Genomic DNA, 15,915 nt, shown 5'->3' on the forward strand with positions numbered 1-15,915 from the left:
ATTGCGCCTCAGCTGTCAGGTGATTCCTGACATCGCCCAGTCAAGTTCGCTAGTTCAACGGTCGGCCTTCCGGTCGCCGCAGCCACCTTCGCTCTGTGGCCCGCCCGCCGGGCGGCTCTGCTTGGCGGCGACCCCGAGCATCTCTCTTCCCACACAGGTCAGCCCGGCCTCTCTCTCCACTACGCTTCCTGCTTGGACTCGGCCGCCGCTTGCGTGGAACTCGCATCGGCGGCTGGAGACGGCCGCGCGACGTGCATCACGCCGCAGGCATCAGGGTTGGCGGCGCGTGCGACCGCCATGACATACCGGGAAGAAGAGCCTTGGCCCTCAAGAAGACAGACCTCTACAGCTCGCTCTGGAAGAGCTGTGATGAGCTGCGCGGCGGGATGGATGCCGGCCAGTACAAGGACTACATCCTCACGCTGCTCTTCGTGAAGTACGTCTCCGACAAAGCCAAGGCCGACCCTGACAGTCTCATCGACGTACCGCCCGGCGGCTCCTTCGACGACATGGTTGCCGCCAAGGGCGACAAGGAGATCGGCGACCGCTTCAACAAGATCATCAGTCGGCTGGCCGAAGCAAACGACCTGCGTAACGTCATCGACCTCGCTGACTTCAACGACGAGGAGAAGCTCGGCAAGGGCAAAGAGATCCAGGACCGGCTGTCCAAGCTGGTCACGATCTTCAGCGACCTTGACTTCCGAGGCTCCCGAGCCGGGGGCGACGATCTCCTCGGCGATGCCTACGAGTACCTCATGCGCCACTTCGCCACGGAGTCCGGCAAGAGTAAGGGCCAGTTCTATACCCCCGCCGAGGTATCCCGAGTGCTGGCCAAGGTCGTCGGCATCACCAAGGACACCCGCCAGGACCAGACGGTTTACGACCCGACCTGTGGCTCCGGCTCACTCCTCCTGAAGGTCGCAGACGAGACCTCACGCGGCATCTCGATCTACGGCCAGGAGAAGGACAATGCGACCTGGGCCCTGTCCAAGATGAACATGATCCTGCACGGGTACGCAGCGGAACACGTGATCCTCAAGGGCGACACCATCACTAGCCCTCAGTTCATCAGCGGGAACTTGCTCCAGACTTTCGACTTCGCGGTGGCCAACCCGCCGTTTTCGCTCAAGTCCTGGAGCAACGGTCTGGAGCTGGAGTACGGCCGTTTTGAGTTCGGTCGGCCGCCGGAGAAGAACGGCGACTACGCCTTCCTCCTGCACATCCTCAAGTCGCTCAAGGGCACGGGCAAGGCGGCGGTCATCCTCCCGCATGGAGTGCTCTTCCGCGGTAACGCCGAAGCCGATATCCGTAAGCGCCTGCTGAAGCAGGGGTTCATCAAGGGCATCATTGGCCTCCCCGTAAACCTTTTCTACGGGACCGGAATCCCCGCCTGCATCATCGTGCTCGACAAGGAGAACGCCGTCGGCCGCACCGGCGTCTTCATGATCGATGCATCCAAGGGCTTCATCAAGAACGGCAACAAGAACCGTCTCCGCAGCCAGGACATCCACAAGATCGTCGACGTCTTTACCCGGCAGACCACGATCGACCGCTACTCGCGAATGGTCCCGCTGTCGGAGATCGCCGACCCGAAGAACGACTACAACCTCAACATCCCTCGCTACGTTGACTCCTCCGAGCCCGAGGACATCCAGGACCTCCACGCGCACTTGCATGGCGGGATTCCTGACCGTGACCTCGACGCGCTCGGCGGCTACTGGGATGCCTTCCCGCAGCTGCGAGACCATCTGTTTCAGCCGAACCGTCCCGGCTACAGCGACCTGACTATCGATGTCATCCAGGTTCAGCAGGCGATCCTTAATTCCCCCGAGTTTCAGAAGTTCACCCAAGAGGCCCGGGAGCTCACCACTGAGTGGTTCGACGCCCACCGCAAACGGCTTGAAGGGATCAACGAAACTACTCGGCCAAACGACCTCATCGCCATCCTCGGAGACGACCTTCTCACCCGCTTCAAACCAGTGCCGTTGCTGGACGAGTACGACGTCTACGAACAGCTCATGACCTACTGGCATGACGTCATGCACGATGACGTTTTCATGGTCATGAACGACGGTTGGCTCGAAGCTGCCAAGCCTCGCAAGATTGTGCTGGATAGGGATCGGAAGCTTTCCGAAACACCTGACCTTGTTGTGGGCACCGGCCGCAGCGCTGTCAAGTACAAGATGGATCTCATCCCGCCTGGCCTGATTATCGCCCGCTACTTTGAGGAGGAGCAGGCCGAGGTCTATGAGCTCGTGACGGCGACGGAAGACGCCAGCCGCGCGGTTGAGGAGTATGTCGAGGAGCACGCTGTCGAGGGCGGGCTCCTGGCGGAAGCCATGGATGAAGACAAGATCAACAAGGTACTCGCATCGGCACGCTTGAAGGCCGCTCGCCACGAAGGCACGGATCCTGACGAGGTGGCGGCTCTGGCGCACCTGATCAAGTTGTACAACGCGGAGGCGGCCGCGAAGAAGGCAGCCAAGGAAGCAGAGGCGGCGCTTCACCTTGCAACACTGAAGAGGTACGGCGACCTCACTGAGAACGACGTGCGGACACTTGTGATGGACGGCAAGTGGCGGAAAACGATCAAGGCCCGCGTGGCCGCCGAAGCCGAGGCGCTGACGCTGGCCTTGGTGAAGCGTATCCAGGAACTCGGCGGGCGCTATGTCGAACTCGCAAGCACTCTCGACACAGAGTTGAAACATCTTGAATCTAAAGTCGCCCAATATCTCGCCGACATGGGGGTCCAGTGAGTACTCGGCGTAGCTCGGCGTGGCCTTCAACCACCGTCGGAGAGCAATTCGACGTGCAACTCGGAAAGATGCTCGATGCCGCCCGGAACGCGGGTGAGCGCAAGCTGTACCTCGGCAATCGCTCGGTGCAGTGGGGGCGGATCGACCTAAGCGCTGCTGGTGTAGTCCCTATGACCCGGACTGACCTGCATCGATACCGTCTGCGCCAAGGTGATCTACTTGTGTGCGAGGGGGGGGAAGTCGGCCGCGCGGCGATCTGGCGGAATCAACTTTCCGAATGCTACTTCCAGAAGGCTCTGCATCGACTGCGACCCAAGAAGGGCTATGACGTCCGGTTGATGCTTGCACTCCTTGAGTATCGGGCGTCCACTGGAGGCTTCGCGAACTATGTGACGCAGACGAGTATCGCCCATCTTCCCCGTGACAAGTTTATTCAGATGCCTATTCCACTGCCGTCGCTGTCTGAGCAGCGGCGCTTGGGTGATCTGTTCGACGATCTCAACGGTTGTATCGGTAGCCTGCAACGTCTGGTCGTGAAAAAGCAAGCTGTCAAGCAGGGGCTCATGCAACAGCTTCTCACTGGAAGGATGCGTTTTCCTGGCTTCACCGCCTCATGGCGGACAACGAACCTCGGAGCGGTGGTGACGCTCCAGCGTGGCTTCGATTTGCCCTCCAGGCTCAGGCGCCGGGGTGCAGTTCCGATCGTTAGTTCTTCGGGAACAAGTGGGTGGCACGACCATGTGATGGTCAAAGCGCCGGGGGTGGTAACCGGGCGATATGGAACTATCGGTGAGGTGTTCTTCCAGAGCGTCGACTTCTGGCCACTGAACACCACGCTTTGGGTTTCTGACTTCCATGGCAACGACGAGCGCTTCATCTTCTACATGCTCCATCGAGTGGACTTCGCCACGCACAGCGGAAAGAGCGGGGTGCCGGGGGTTAATCGGAATGACCTGCACGCGAATCTAGTCACCCTTCCAGTATCGATCGACGAACAGCGCGCTATTGCTGACGCTCTATCGGCTATTGATCATCAGGTTGGGCACCTGGAACGCATGATCACCAAGAAAGAGTCGCTCAAGAAAGGCGTGATGCAGGAGCTCCTCACGGGGCGGTCACGTCTGCCTGTTCAGGGGGAGAGCGACGAATGAGTGACGTCGGACAGGTTGAGCGAGAGACGCAGAAGCGGGTCGTGCGGCATTTTGAGGAAAAGTTGCATTACCGCTACCTCGGCAACTGGGAGTACCGCAACTGCAACTCGAACGTCGAGGTCGAGTTGCTGGAGTCGAACCTGCGCGCCCGCGGCTACGGCAGCACCCTTGTCAGAAAAGTAATTGAGCAGCTGAAGAAGGCTGCCGCACTCGGTGGCGGACGTGACCTGTACGAGGCGAACCGCGCCGTCTATGAGTTGCTGCGCTACGGGGTCAAGGTCAAGTCGGGAGCCGGCGAGCGGTACGAGACTGTCTGGCTCATCGACTGGAGCGACCCGCAGGCCAACGACTTCGTCGTCGTCGAGGAGGTGACGATCGTCGGGCGACAGACAAAGCGGCCGGACATCGTGCTCTACGTCAACGGCCTCGCCTTGGTGACCCTTGAACTCAAACGCTCGCGGGTGGCTGCGAGCGAGGGCATCCGGCAGACCATCGGAAATCAGCGGCCCGATTTCATCCGGCCGTTCTTCTCCACGGTTCAACTCGTGCTCGCCGGAAATGACGTCGAAGGGCTGCGCTACGGAGTCATCGACACCCCTGAGAAGTACTGGCTGGGGTGGAAGGAAGAAGAAGAGGAGAAGGCTGCCGCCGAGGGTCCGCTTGACCGCTCCCTGATTCAACTCTGCGGCAAGGAGCGACTCTTGGAGTTGATCCACGACTTCACCGTGTTCGACTCTGGCGTCCGCAAGGCGTGCCGTCACAACCAGTACTTTGGCGTGAAGAAGGCGCAGGAACGCATCAGCCGTCGCGAGGGCGGCATCGTCTGGCACACCCAGGGGTCGGGCAAGTCGCTCACGATGGTGTGGCTGGCGAAGTGGATCCGTGAGAACCAGAAAGACCCGCGCGTCCTCCTCATCACCGACCGCGAAGAGTTGGATGAGCAGATCGAGAAGGTGTTCAACGGCGTCAATGAGAAGATCTATCGCACCAAGACCGGCGCGGATCTCCTAGACACCCTGAACAAGTCCACCGAGTGGCTCATCTGCTCCCTTGTGCATAAGTTCCGCAACTCTGCGGGCAGGGGGGACGACGAGAAGGCGCAGGACGAGTTCATCGAGGAGCTCAGGGCTAACGTCCCGAAGGACTTCAAGGCCAAGGGCAACTTGTTCGTCTTCATCGACGAGGCCCACCGCACCCAGTCCGGCAAGATGCATGCCGCGATGAAGAGCCTGCTGCCCGGTGCGATGTTCATTGGCTTCACGGGAACGCCCCTGCTCAAGGTGGACAAGGCCACGAGCATTGAGACCTTCGGTACTTTCATCCACGAGTACAGGTTTGACGAGGCCATCAAGGACGGCGTCGTACTTGATCTCAGCTATGAGGCACGCGCGATCGACCAGCGGCTCACCTCTGCCGCGCACGTCGACAAGTGGTTCGCGGCCAAGACCAAGGGAATGACGGACCTCTCCAAAGCGGAGCTGAAGAAGCGCTGGGGGACGATGCAGAAGGTCGTCTCCTCTGAGCCTCGGGCAATGCAGATCGTCCAGGACATCTTGATGGACATGGAGACCAAGGACCGTCTGAAAGACGGCCGTGGAAACGCCATGCTGGTCGGTGACAGCGTCTACCAGGCATGTAAGTTCTACGAGCTGTTCTCCAAGGCGGGATTCGACGGCAAGTGCGCCATTGTCACCAGCTACAAGCCGAGTCCTGGAGACATCTCTAAGGAGGACTCCGGTGCCGGCCACACGGAAAACCTCCGGAAGTACGAGATCTACCGGAAAATGTTGGCCGCCCACTTCAACGAACCTGAAGACGTGGCGATGACGAAGGTCAAGGAGTTCGAGAAGGAGGTGAAGCGGCAGTTCGTAGAGGAGCCCGGCCGCATGCGCCTCCTCATCGTCGTCGACAAACTCCTGACCGGCTTCGACGCGCCGAGCGCCACGTACCTCTACATCGACAAAAAGATGCGGGACCACGGGTTGTTCCAGGCCATCTGCCGCGTCAACCGACTCGACGGTGACGACAAGCAGTACGGCTACATCGTCGACTACCGCGACCTGTTCAACTCCCTCCAGGGTGCCATCACCGACTACACATCCGGGATGTTCGACGGTTACGAGCGGCAGGACATCGAGGGGCTGCTGAGCAACCGCATCGACAAGGGGCGAAAGGACCTGGACGAGGCGCTGGAACAAATCCGCGCGCTGTGCGAGCCGGTCGCGCCACCCCGGAACACGCTCCAGTACCAGCAGTACTTCTGCGCCGCTGAGCAGGGCAACGCCGCACAGCTCAAGGCCAATGAACCCAAGCGTGTCAAGCTGTACAAGGCCGTCGCAGCGGTGACGCGAGCCTTCGCCAACCTGGCGAACGACATGAAGGACGCCGAGTACTCGGCGGAGGAGATCGAGGATATCCGCAAGGAGGTCCGCCACTACGTCGACGTCCGGGCCGAAGTGAAGCTTGGCGCAGGCGAGGACGTTGACTTCAAGCAGTACGAGGCAGGTATGCGCTTCCTCCTGGACACCTACATCCAGGCAGACGCGTCCAGGACCGTGTCCGACTTCGAGGACACCGGACTCATCCAGCTCATCGTTGAGCTGGGCGCCGGCGCCGTCGACAAACTACCGCCCGGCGTCAAGAGCAACCGCGATGCCGTTGCCGCGACCATCACCAACAACATGCGCAAGGTGATCGTCGAGGAGCATGCGACGAACCCGAAGTACTTCGACGAGATGTCTCAGCTGCTCGACGCCATAATCGAGGAGCGCCGCAATGGAGCCATCGAGTACGAGGAGTACCTCGCCAAGCTGTTGGAGGCGGCGGCGGAACTCGGCGGGAAGAACGCGGGCGATGCCGAGCGGTACCCGAAGTGGGCGGACAACGGTGCACGCAGAGCGCTGTGTGACTTCTTCCCCGACGATGAGCAGCTTGCTGTTCAGGTCGACCTCACCGTGCTGCACAACAAGCCGCATGACTGGGCGGGGAGCCCGCTGAAGGAACGAAAGCTGCGCATCGCGGTCAAGCGCGTGCTGCCCCACGGCTTCGACCGGCTCGATGAGCTCTTCGAACTGGTGAAAGCAAGGCATGAGTATCACTAGCACGCGGATCACCGTCCTCGGCATCGATGTCCAGGTGGACTTCAAGGACATCAAAAACCTGCACATCGGTGTCTATCCGCCGGTGGGCCGTGTCCGGGTGGCGGCACCCCAGCGGATGGATGACGACCAGGTCAGGCTGGCCGTCATCCAGCGGCTGCCGTGGATCAGACGACAGCAGGACGAGCTGCGATCGGCTCGACGGCAGTCCGTGCGAGAAATGGTCGGTGGAGAGTCCCACTACAGCTGGGGTGTGAGGCGACGCCTGAAGGTTGTTGAACGCCCCGGACGTCCGCACGTGGAGATCGACGGAGATCGACTAGTCCTGTACGCGCTTCCGGGTACTGACGACCAGGGACGCCGAGACCTGCTCGACCAGTGGTACCGGGAGCAGCTCCGACGCGCCGTCCCTCCGCTTATCGAGCGATGGGAGGCGAAGCTCGGCGTCTCGGTGCCCTGGTGGGGCATCCGCCGGATGAAAACCAAGTGGGGCTCGTGCAACCAGGAGACCGGCCGCCTGTGGTTCAACTCCGAGTTGGCCAAGAAGCACCCGGCGTCCCTTGAGTACGTCATCGTCCACGAGATGACGCACCTCCTCGAACGCGGGCATGGCCCACGCTTCGCCCGGCTGATGGACAGCTGCCTGCCGGACTGGCGCAGTCGCCGCGACGATTTGGACGCGGAGCCGCTCGCCGACGAGCTGTGGACGTGACGTGACGTGCCAGGCCGCGCAGGCGAAGGAGCGGATCGTGGACGCACGTCCGGCGCTCGAAAACAGTGAGTGACGTTCATCAGGTATCCGAGTTAATGACAATGACGTGGGAAGCGTTCTGCCTCCCTCCCCGCAGGCCCTAAGAGATGACACTGACCTGAAAGGTGCTGACCCCATGGCGAAGCTTCGGTTGACCGTAGGGCGCGGACACGTCGAGGAGCTTGCCCGGCTTCGTCATCCTGTGGGAGCCATCGAGGAGCTGATCTGGAACTCTCTCGACGCGGAAGCCGAGAACGTCACCGTCGTACTTGAGCGCAACGACTTCGACGGAGTCGACCGAGTAGCCGTGCTCGACGACGGTACTGGTATCGCGGCGGAGAAGTGCAGCGACTACTTCGAGCAGATCGGTACGTCCTGGAAGAAGCGCACGCAGGTCAGTGAGGTAAAGAAGCGCGTGCTGCACGGGAAGAACGGGCGGGGCCGAGTCCGGGCCTTCGCGCTCGGCAGTGAGGTGCGCTGGACCAGCGTCAGCGGTGCGCGGGGGATCCGCCGGCGTGTGGTCATCGAGTCTGATCGCAGCTCCATGGACGAGTTTGACGTCAGCGATCCCGAGCCGACGGCCGACGCAACGGGGACGGCCTTCGAGGCGTTCGGCGGGGAGGAGCTCCAGAAGCTGACCGAGGAAGCCGCGCGTACCGCGCTCACTGCCGCCTTCGCGCTTCACCTGGAGGCGTACCCAGACATCTGCATCACCTACGACGGGACGCGGCTGGACCCGGCGTCGGAGCAGGTTCACGTCGATACGTATGAGGTGGCGGCCCCGCCGGGCAGTTCTCATTCGCCGGCCCAGTTGAAGATCATCGAATGGTCGCGTCCGTACTCCCGGGCTCTGTTCCTCTGCGACGGCCGAGGTATGTCCTTGGCGCAGCTGAAGCCGGAGATCCAGGCTCCGGGTTTCCACTTCACGGCGTACCTGTCCTGGTCGGGGTTCGAGGACGATTCGGTCGGCGACCTCGCCTTCGCCGATTGGACACCGGAGGGGCCCGCTGCCGAGGTACTGGCCGAAGCCCGGGAGCGAATGCGTGAGCATTTCCGTTCCCGTGCCGACGAGCGCCGTCGTGAGCTTGTCGACTCGTGGCGTGCGGAAGGCTTCTACCCGTATACAGGAGAGCCCGCCAACGATCAGGAGCGCGCGGAGCGCGAGACGTTCGACGCCGTGGCGACCGCGGTCGTCCGGCACCTGCCGGCGAGCAAGAGGGCCCAGAGGGTGTCTTTCGCGCTTCTGCGCTCCGTCTTGACCCACGAGCCGGGCGAAGTGCTGCGTATCGCCGAGGAGCTCTTCGCGCTCTCTAAGCAGGAGCAGACAGAACTCAGTCGGCTGCTGGACCGTACGCCGCTGTCCGCTCTGATCAAAGCGTCGACGGCGACGACTGGGCGACTCGACTTCCTGTCAGCTCTGGAGCACCTCGTCTTCGAACCCGTGGCCAAGGGACGGGTCAAGGAGCGTACGGAGCTGCACCGGATCCTGGAGAACGAGTGCTGGATCTTCGGTGAGGAGTACGGGCTGCACGTAAGCGACCGCAGTCTGAACGAAGTCCTGAGGCAGCACTGCCGTCTGCTCGGCCGGGACGCGCCAGCACCGGGCGCTGTCCTGAGAGAGGACGGGAGCCGGGGGATCGTAGACTTGATGCTGTCTCGCGCTGCCCGGCAGCGGAAGGGGGAGCGACACCATCTCGTGGTGGAGCTCAAGCGGTCGAGTGTCGTGCTCGGTATGACAGAATTTTCGCAGATCAATGGCTATGCACAAGCGGTCATGAGTGACGACAGATTCCGGGATCCGAAGGTGACCTGGGACTTCTGGCTCGTCGGTAACGCCATGGATGACAGCCTCCGGCAACTCGCCCATCAGTCAGGCCGGCCGCCCGGATGTGCTGTTGAGCAGCCGACGTTCCGGCTCTGGGTGCGCACCTGGGGCGAGATCATCGAGGACGCTCAGGAACGGCTCCGCTTCTACAGCGAGCAACTTGAGTACCAGTCGTCGACCGAGCACGCCATGGACTACCTGATCAGGGAACACGGCGACAGAGTCGTGGACTTGGTGAGCGACGGCACGGTTCCTACGGCAAGGTCGGGGGACAGTGGTTCTGTCGGGGCAGTCAACAAACCGTGACCCGCGCGTCACTACGGACTGACATGGAAGGGTCGCCGAAGCGGTCTCAACGAAGCGAGATCTTGCTCGGTGCTCCTCAATAGCCGTGAGCGGCTCTTCCCATCCGGACACCCTGAAGTGACAGACGTCTTACGCGACGGCGGCGAAGAGCGATGTCGGAAGGGCACGCTCGAAGCGCGGCGGCGGAAGGGCAAGAACACCTACCTGGACGGTCCCTGACGAGCGGGCCGCCCCGGTGGCCCCGAGGAAGGCAGCGGCGAAGAGGTCACTCGCCAATGGAAAGTTGAGATTTGTAAGCCGTCTCCCTGAAGAACGGCCGACAGGCCGCTTCCGCTCTACCTGTCTGAACTTCTCATTTGCTATACGTGCTTGCTGCCTCAGCGGCCCCTTCGGGGGGCCGCTGCCTTGGTATGGCCGACTTCGGGGCTTCGGGCTTTCGCAGTGTTCCAGAGGGCTGCGTACTGGTCGGCCGGAGGCCGCCAGAGTTCAGAGACACTGACGTACTTACGTAAGTAGAAGGAGGAGCGAGGCTTGCCGAGCGGAGCGAGGTAGTTGGTGGTGAGCTTTTCTCTAAGGGGGCAGCATCACCACCACCACGGTTTACGCGGCCGTTGCAGGCTTGCGGACCCAGATGCCGTCAATGTGCGCCAGAGCGGCGCTGAGCTTGGGGCGTACGGTCTCCGGTCGCTTGTCCACTGCTGGGGCGTACTTGCCGGCCAGGGCCTTGATGGTTGTCTCGCGCGGTTGTTCTTCGAGGATGCGGGCGATGAGTGCTTCATCCCACGGGGTCGGCTTCGGCAGACTGACGGTCTTCAGGCCGGGCGTGTCGCGCTCCCAGACAGGGATCTCACCGTCTGTGGCGGCGCAGCTCACGGTGACCGGCACGTTCAGATCCTCCGTACCGCGGTTGATGGCGGTCTGTACGCGGCGTCCCTGTTTCCCGGAGTTGCGAAGGGTGATCACGGCTCGGGAGCCAGCCGCGATGGCGCGGCCTCCGATCGGAGACGAGGCGGTGCTCATGCCCTCGGCATTGCCCTTGGGGGTATGAGTCACGAGCAGCGTGGGGATACCGGCTTCGCTGATCGGCTTCAGACTGCGCATGATGCGCTGCGCGGTGACGGGGGAGGAGATGTCTTCGCCAGGAGCGAGTGCGCCGAGGATGTTGTCTAGGACGAACAGGCCGGGCTTCATATCGATGAGGTCATCTCGGATTCCCGGCCAATAGCCTGAGTGCCCGGGGTCCTCCACGGGGAAGATCGTCACCGAGTCGCCTGGCACGGCGCCGTGCATGCGCTCTCTTAGCTCCTCAGGGGCGCCGTCGTCGGTCAGGCCGAACACGATGTGGTCGAGCTTCCGGCGCACTGGCTGCCCGATGAATTCCTTCTCTCCGTTGATCAGCGCAATGCCCATTCCCGCGGCGAACAGCGTCTTGCCGGCCTTCGGTTCGCCGGACAGCGTCGTAATGCGGGTGGAGAGGAGATCGCCGATGAGGAAGGCGTCTTCGTACGGGACGTGCTCAATCTGGTGGAGCTGACGCCCCTTGTCCTTGATGGCTCCCATGCTGGGTAACCGTCCTTCCGTTTGCGGCGCGCAGGCGCGCCGGTGACTTCCCGTCGAGTGGCGGTGTCATGTGACCTCCTTTTCGTGTGAGGGGAATGGGGAGGTGACGTCAGGCCGACACGGGGCACTCCCGATCGATCCAGCGGTCGACCTCTGACAGGCGGAAGCGCAGGCTTCCGCCGACCTTCCGGGACGGGATGCCGAGCGTCCGGTGGTTGTTGTAGATCCATGCGGGCTTCTTGCCCAGGTACTTGGCCAGCTCGTCAACGGTCATGAGGCGGTTGTGGTGCAAGGGCGGATTCCTGTCGCTGGAGGAGTGGACCTGCACATCTTGAGTGGAGCGGTCCGGTCTGGTCAAGTCCGGATCTATCCGCTCCGGACTTGACGGTGCCGTAGTGCCTGCTTACGGTGCTGATATGAACTCGACACCTCAGCCACCAGGAGCCGAACCGCGAGATGGCGTGACCGTCATCAAGCGCATGGGTGCGTGGATGGTGACCATGTACTGGCCGGGGGGTACCGGTGGATCGGTGGGGCCGCGTGAAGTCCATGTGGTTCCGGCGGACGACGCTGATCCGCAGGAGGTCGCGCGTGGCATCTCCACCACCGTTCTCCGTCGTATCAACACGGCGCCGAGCCAGGGCTTCGCTGCGATGAGGTCCCTTGAGAAGGCCGCCGACATGGACAGCCATCAGCTCGGCGAGCGGCTGGCGGCTCTCCCGGCCGGTCTCACTGACGAGCGGCTGGCCGTGCTGTCAGCCCTTTACGTGCACTTCGTGGATGCGGGGGAGCGAGCGCCGGCGCAACGCCTGGCCGTTGCGTTCGATCTGAACCCGGCCACTGTGAAGGGCCACCTGCGCGCCGCGCGCCAGCGGGGATTCCTGACCAAGGTCGAGGGCAAGGCGGGCGGTCGGCTGACCGACAAGTCGAACGCGATACTCAGGGGGATGAAGCATGGCGCAGGTACTGAAGAAGTGTGACTGCCGGAACAAGGCGCGCTGCGCGCACCGGTGGACCGTCCGGTACCGGGAGCCCGGAGGGAGAAGCGCACGGCAGCGCGAGCGATCGTTCCCGACGAAGAAGGAGGCCGAGAGCTTCGGCGTCAAGGCCGAGAACGACAAGCGCCAGGGTGTCTACACCGATCCCCAGCTCGGTCAGATCTCCATGAGGAAGTGGGCCGAGGAGTGGTTGGCGCAGCACCAGGTGAACGAGTCCACCCGGCGTAACTACCAGGGCTTCCTCTCCAACCACCTGATCCCCGAGCTGGGCTCCCGCACTCTCGCCGGCCTGACCGTGGCCGACGTGAAGAAGCTCCAGGCCGCCATGACGGCGCGTGGACTGGCGGCTGCGACGGTCAACGACCGCATGAACATCCTGCGCAGCATGATGACGGCGGCCGTGAAGGAGCGCCGGATAGCGGACAGCCCGTGTGAAGATGTGCCGCCGCTCAAGACGGCAGGGGCCGCGGTCGACCCGGACGAGATCCCGACGCTGGCCGAGGTGTATGCCATCGCGGCGGCTATGTCCGACCAGTACCGCCTCACGGTGTGGCTTCAGGCGGGCGCAGGGCTGCGCATCAGCGAGACCCTGGGCTTCTCGGTCGACTGTCAGCGGGACGGCTTCCTCCGGCTGCGCCGGCAGATCAGCGCCAAGGCGAACCAGGGTGACTGCGTCACGCGCTTCGTCCCGCTGAAGCACCGAACGGCGGAGGCGTTCAGAGACGTACCCACGCCGCTCTTCCTCGACCAGGAGATCGGGTTGCACCTGAAGAAGTGGGGGACGGTCGAGCTCGACGGCCTGGAGGCGCTGTTCGCGCCGCGTGAGCGCGGTAAGGGCAAGATGCCTACAGCCTCGACGTACGGCTACCACTGGCGCAAGGCGCTGACAGCGGCCGGGGCGGTGAAACCTGATGGGAAGCCGAAGTACACGCCGCACTCGCTGCGCCACTTCTTCGCCTCGACGGCCCTCGCGCACGGCGTACCGATCCACGAGGTGAGCCGTTGGCTCGGTCACCGGAACATCAAGACGACAGTCGATACGTACGGGCACCTGGTGCCAGAGGCGTGGGACCGCTGCCGGGACGTGATGCAGGAGGCGATACGTCCGTCGGTTCCCCGTCAGGCTCCGGACGCGGCGCTTGCGGCGTGACGTGCTGAGGTGCCGACACGGTGCTGACTCGGTGCTGACCCGGCACCCCTTCGCAGGGCTGAAACCCTTGGGGATACTGGGGAGTGAGGGACTCTTTGAACGTTCCGCTTCAACGTCTGACGAGCAGTCAAGAAATGTGCCCGGCCCGCTTGTTGGTGGGTCGGGTGCAGGTGTACGTCCGCGTGGAGTCCTTGTGCCGCGAAGCGCTGAGGTGTTGGTGACGGGTCTGGTTGGTGCGACTGTGGTCGGCGTTCAGACTTTGACGACCTCTACGGCGGGGCCGCACAGGAGCGTCAGGTCCTCGGGATCGGAGGTCAGGACGGTGACTGGCTGGGGTGCGGTGCGGGCGATGACGGCGAAGGCTGCGTCGATGGCGTACTTGTGGCCGTGGAGGCGGTGGCTGCGCAGGAGGGCTGCGGCCTGATCGGTGATCTCCTTGGTGACGTCGTGAACGTCGACGCGGGAGAGGACCCACTTGATCCGGGCGGGGTGAATGCGCTCGTAGTCGGCCTCGAGGGTGGTCATGGCGCTTGTGGCCACGCGGATGCCTTCCTCCGATGCCGCTTGGATCAGGGCCATGACGGTGCGGTCCTTGCGGTAGAGCTTGGAGAGGCCTTCGCTGTCGAGCAGTAGGGTGCCGGGCATCAGGCTGCGGCCCCGCCGACCTGCCGGTGGTCATGGCGCAGCAGCGTGCGGGCGGCTTCGATCTCCTCGCGGCTGAGCTCGTCATTGTCGGTCGCGAAGTCGGCGACGATCTCCCGGAGCTTGTCCATGGCGACCCGTTGTTCGAGGGCTTCGGCGACGTAGGAGGAGAAACCGCCGGGCCCGACATGGGCGCGTGCGGCTTCGGCGAGGGCCTCGGGCAGGCTGATCGAGTACTTCTTGCTACTACTCATGGTGCCCATGCTACCGGCGGTCGTAAGCCCCTGCGTGTAAATGGTCGTGGCCGCGCGGACTGTACGGACGGGTATCCGTCCGGTCCGCAGAGAGTCCGCAGGACACCCGTAAGCGCCCGTCGCAGGCCAACGCGAGCCAACGGAGAAATGGCTGGTCAGGGCCCTGGATGGGGGTCCTTCGCAGGTCAGGATCAGACCTCAGACATTCCGCTTCAACGTGTAGCGGGTGACAGAACATCACGTCACTGATCTGACAAACACGCAGGTCAGACAGGGTCCGACTCTTCGGGGTCGGGCCCTTAGCCTTTTCCCGTGCTGGGATGGTGCTGGGACGTGGAGTGGTCGCAGGTGCCAGGTTCCACTCTGACGAGTCCTCCCGAGACTACGAGCCAGTAGTCGTGGGGAGCGCGGTCTGCCGCACCAGGTTCGTTCTTGCTGGTTTCCCATGTCTTGCGGAGTGGCCGCTCCGGCAACATCGCGCCGATTCGTTCGCCGGGACCCGGCTCGAGGAGTTCGTGCAGGGTCTCGTCCAGCGGCTGCTCGCCGATCCGAAGCTGATCAACCAGTCCAGGTCGTGCTCCCGACTCTGATCGAGGCACTCTCAACGTGCTCCAGCATTTCGATGCCATTCCTGAAGCCCAATTGATATCGTTGTTGGGGTGTCGAGCTGTGGAGGGACAACTGATGGCCAGGACTGTGATCGATCTGGATGAGGAGATCGTCGAGCAGGCGATGCGGGTGTACGGGGCCAAGACGAAGGCCGCCGCAGTGCGGGCGGCCATGGAGGAGGGAGTGAGGCTGCGGCTGCGCCGGGAACTGTTCGATGCCATTGACGATGGTGAGTTCGATGACGCGTTCGCGGAGATTCGGTCGCAGACGGGGCCGCGAAATCCGGATGGCTCGCTCAAGCGCGAAGACGGGGCTTCGGCGGCGTGAAAGGGCGCTACCTCATCGACAAGTCCGCGCTGGCCCGCCGGGGTAAACCGACAGTGCGGGCGCGGCTGGATGCGCTGGACCGCGATGGTCTCCTAGCAGTGTGCGCCCCGACAGAGTACGAGGTTCTGTACTCGGCGCGTGGAAAGCCAGAGGCGCTACGCCTGCGTACCCTCCTCCGTGGTTTCGACTACTTGCCCTGCAACGACGAGGTGTTCGACCAGGCGCTCGCGATCCAGGCACTGGCGCTGAACGCTGGCTTTCACCGGGCGCTGTCGCTTGCCGACATCCTCATCGCGGCAACCGCAGAACGGCACGGGGCCACACTCCTGCACTACGACGGGGACTTCGACATGATTGCCTCGGTGAGCGGGTTGCAAGCCGAGTGGGTCGTGGAGCCCGGCACCGCCGACTGACTGGGAACGCCGGATGCCGTGTCAGCGAGTGCCTCGAAGAGGTTGGGCCGGTGCACCGTTGACCGGTTCGTCGCC

At 63.1% G+C, this 15,915-nt stretch carries 13 protein-coding genes; 9 read left to right on the forward strand and 4 right to left on the reverse strand.

Translation table 11 applies throughout. The annotated features are described in order from the left end of the window. Window positions 1-320: 320 nt before the first annotated feature. The 5 genes from AB0F29_RS21780 to AB0F29_RS21800 all read left to right on the forward strand — a co-directional run bounded on the left by AB0F29_RS21780 (window position 321) and on the right by AB0F29_RS21800 (window position 9,887). Window positions 321-2,756, forward strand: coding sequence for a type I restriction-modification system subunit M (locus AB0F29_RS21780; protein WP_361874352.1), 2,436 nt, complete (start codon window positions 321-323; stop codon window positions 2,754-2,756). Between the two features lie 53 nt (window positions 2,757-2,809). Continuing rightward, window positions 2,810-3,907: a restriction endonuclease subunit S gene (locus tag AB0F29_RS21785; RefSeq protein WP_361874354.1), complete on the forward strand. Its 1,098-nt coding sequence runs from the start codon at window positions 2,810-2,812 to the stop codon at window positions 3,905-3,907. Further along, window positions 3,904-7,008 (forward strand): HsdR family type I site-specific deoxyribonuclease, encoded by a 3,105-nt coding sequence (locus AB0F29_RS21790; protein WP_361874356.1) that lies wholly within the window; start codon window positions 3,904-3,906, stop codon window positions 7,006-7,008. Before AB0F29_RS21785 ends, AB0F29_RS21790 begins: the two co-directional genes overlap by 4 nt. Then, a complete protein-coding gene (locus AB0F29_RS21795; protein ID WP_361874358.1) occupies window positions 6,995-7,717 on the forward strand; it encodes a SprT family zinc-dependent metalloprotease in 723 nt (240 codons plus the stop codon). The genes AB0F29_RS21790 and AB0F29_RS21795 overlap by 14 nt, the downstream gene beginning before the upstream one ends. Before the next feature lie 175 nt (window positions 7,718-7,892). Next, the gene (locus AB0F29_RS21800; RefSeq protein ID WP_361874359.1) at window positions 7,893-9,887 is read left to right on the forward strand and encodes an ATP-binding protein; all 1,995 of its coding nucleotides are present in this window, start codon (window positions 7,893-7,895) and stop codon (window positions 9,885-9,887) included. Between the two features lie 600 nt (window positions 9,888-10,487). Here the strand turns inward: AB0F29_RS21800 and AB0F29_RS21805 are convergent. Both AB0F29_RS21805 and AB0F29_RS21810 read right to left on the reverse strand, forming a co-directional pair. Next, entirely contained in the window at window positions 10,488-11,447 is a 960-nt protein-coding gene (locus AB0F29_RS21805) for an AAA family ATPase (RefSeq protein WP_361874361.1), read from the reverse strand. A gap of 109 nt (window positions 11,448-11,556) precedes the next feature. Then, entirely contained in the window at window positions 11,557-11,721 is a 165-nt protein-coding gene (locus AB0F29_RS21810) for a helix-turn-helix domain-containing protein (RefSeq protein WP_361874363.1), read from the reverse strand. Between the two features lie 187 nt (window positions 11,722-11,908). On the opposite strand from AB0F29_RS21810, the gene AB0F29_RS21815 reads away from it, so the two are divergent. Together AB0F29_RS21815 and AB0F29_RS21820 are read left to right on the forward strand one after the other, a co-directional pair. Continuing rightward, window positions 11,909-12,427, forward strand: a complete 519-nt coding sequence (locus tag AB0F29_RS21815) for a MarR family winged helix-turn-helix transcriptional regulator (RefSeq protein WP_361874365.1) — start codon at window positions 11,909-11,911, stop codon at window positions 12,425-12,427. Further along, on the forward strand, window positions 12,402-13,595 hold the full coding sequence (locus AB0F29_RS21820) for a site-specific integrase (protein ID WP_361874367.1): 1,194 nt from the start codon (window positions 12,402-12,404) through the stop codon (window positions 13,593-13,595). Before AB0F29_RS21815 ends, AB0F29_RS21820 begins: the two co-directional genes overlap by 26 nt. Window positions 13,596-13,847: 252 nt before the next feature. On the opposite strand, the gene AB0F29_RS21825 is transcribed toward AB0F29_RS21820, so the two are convergent. Both AB0F29_RS21825 and AB0F29_RS21830 read right to left on the reverse strand, forming a co-directional pair. Further along, a complete protein-coding gene (locus tag AB0F29_RS21825) occupies window positions 13,848-14,240 on the reverse strand; it encodes a hypothetical protein (protein ID WP_053930387.1) in 393 nt (130 codons plus the stop codon). Next, complete coding sequence (locus tag AB0F29_RS21830; protein WP_361874369.1) at window positions 14,240-14,491, reverse strand: hypothetical protein; 252 nt, start codon at window positions 14,489-14,491, stop codon at window positions 14,240-14,242. Before AB0F29_RS21830 ends, AB0F29_RS21825 begins: the two co-directional genes overlap by 1 nt. A gap of 684 nt (window positions 14,492-15,175) precedes the next feature. On the opposite strand from AB0F29_RS21830, the gene AB0F29_RS21835 reads away from it, so the two are divergent. Then, the gene (locus tag AB0F29_RS21835) at window positions 15,176-15,427 is read left to right on the forward strand and encodes a type II toxin-antitoxin system VapB family antitoxin (RefSeq protein WP_361874543.1); all 252 of its coding nucleotides are present in this window, start codon (window positions 15,176-15,178) and stop codon (window positions 15,425-15,427) included. Beyond that, the gene (locus AB0F29_RS21840; protein WP_361874371.1) at window positions 15,424-15,840 is read left to right on the forward strand and encodes a PIN domain nuclease; all 417 of its coding nucleotides are present in this window, start codon (window positions 15,424-15,426) and stop codon (window positions 15,838-15,840) included. The genes AB0F29_RS21835 and AB0F29_RS21840 overlap by 4 nt, the downstream gene beginning before the upstream one ends. Window positions 15,841-15,915: the final 75 nt, after the last annotated feature.

The sequence above is a fragment of the Streptomyces sp. NPDC026589 genome (assembly GCF_040638385.1).
Taxonomy (GTDB): Bacteria; Actinomycetota; Actinomycetes; order Streptomycetales; family Streptomycetaceae; genus Streptomyces.

Bases quoted from the DNA above. Each gene is read 5' to 3' on its own strand.
- AB0F29_RS21810 (WP_361874363.1), bottom strand. From the start codon at position 11,721: ATGACCGTTGACGAGCTGGCCAAGTACCTGGGCAAGAAGCCCGCATGG.
- AB0F29_RS21830 (WP_361874369.1), bottom strand. From the start codon at position 14,491: ATGAGTAGTAGCAAGAAGTACTCGATCAGCCTGCCCGAGGCCCTCGCC.
- AB0F29_RS21820 (WP_361874367.1), top strand. From the start codon at position 12,402: ATGGCGCAGGTACTGAAGAAGTGTGACTGCCGGAACAAGGCGCGCTGC.
- AB0F29_RS21825 (WP_053930387.1), bottom strand. From the start codon at position 14,240: ATGCCCGGCACCCTACTGCTCGACAGCGAAGGCCTCTCCAAGCTCTAC.
- AB0F29_RS21835 (WP_361874543.1), top strand. From the start codon at position 15,176: ATGGCCAGGACTGTGATCGATCTGGATGAGGAGATCGTCGAGCAGGCG.
- AB0F29_RS21790 (WP_361874356.1), top strand. From the start codon at position 3,904: ATGAGTGACGTCGGACAGGTTGAGCGAGAGACGCAGAAGCGGGTCGTG.
- AB0F29_RS21795 (WP_361874358.1), top strand. From the start codon at position 6,995: ATGAGTATCACTAGCACGCGGATCACCGTCCTCGGCATCGATGTCCAG.
- AB0F29_RS21800 (WP_361874359.1), top strand. From the start codon at position 7,893: ATGGCGAAGCTTCGGTTGACCGTAGGGCGCGGACACGTCGAGGAGCTT.
- AB0F29_RS21805 (WP_361874361.1), bottom strand. From the start codon at position 11,447: ATGGGAGCCATCAAGGACAAGGGGCGTCAGCTCCACCAGATTGAGCAC.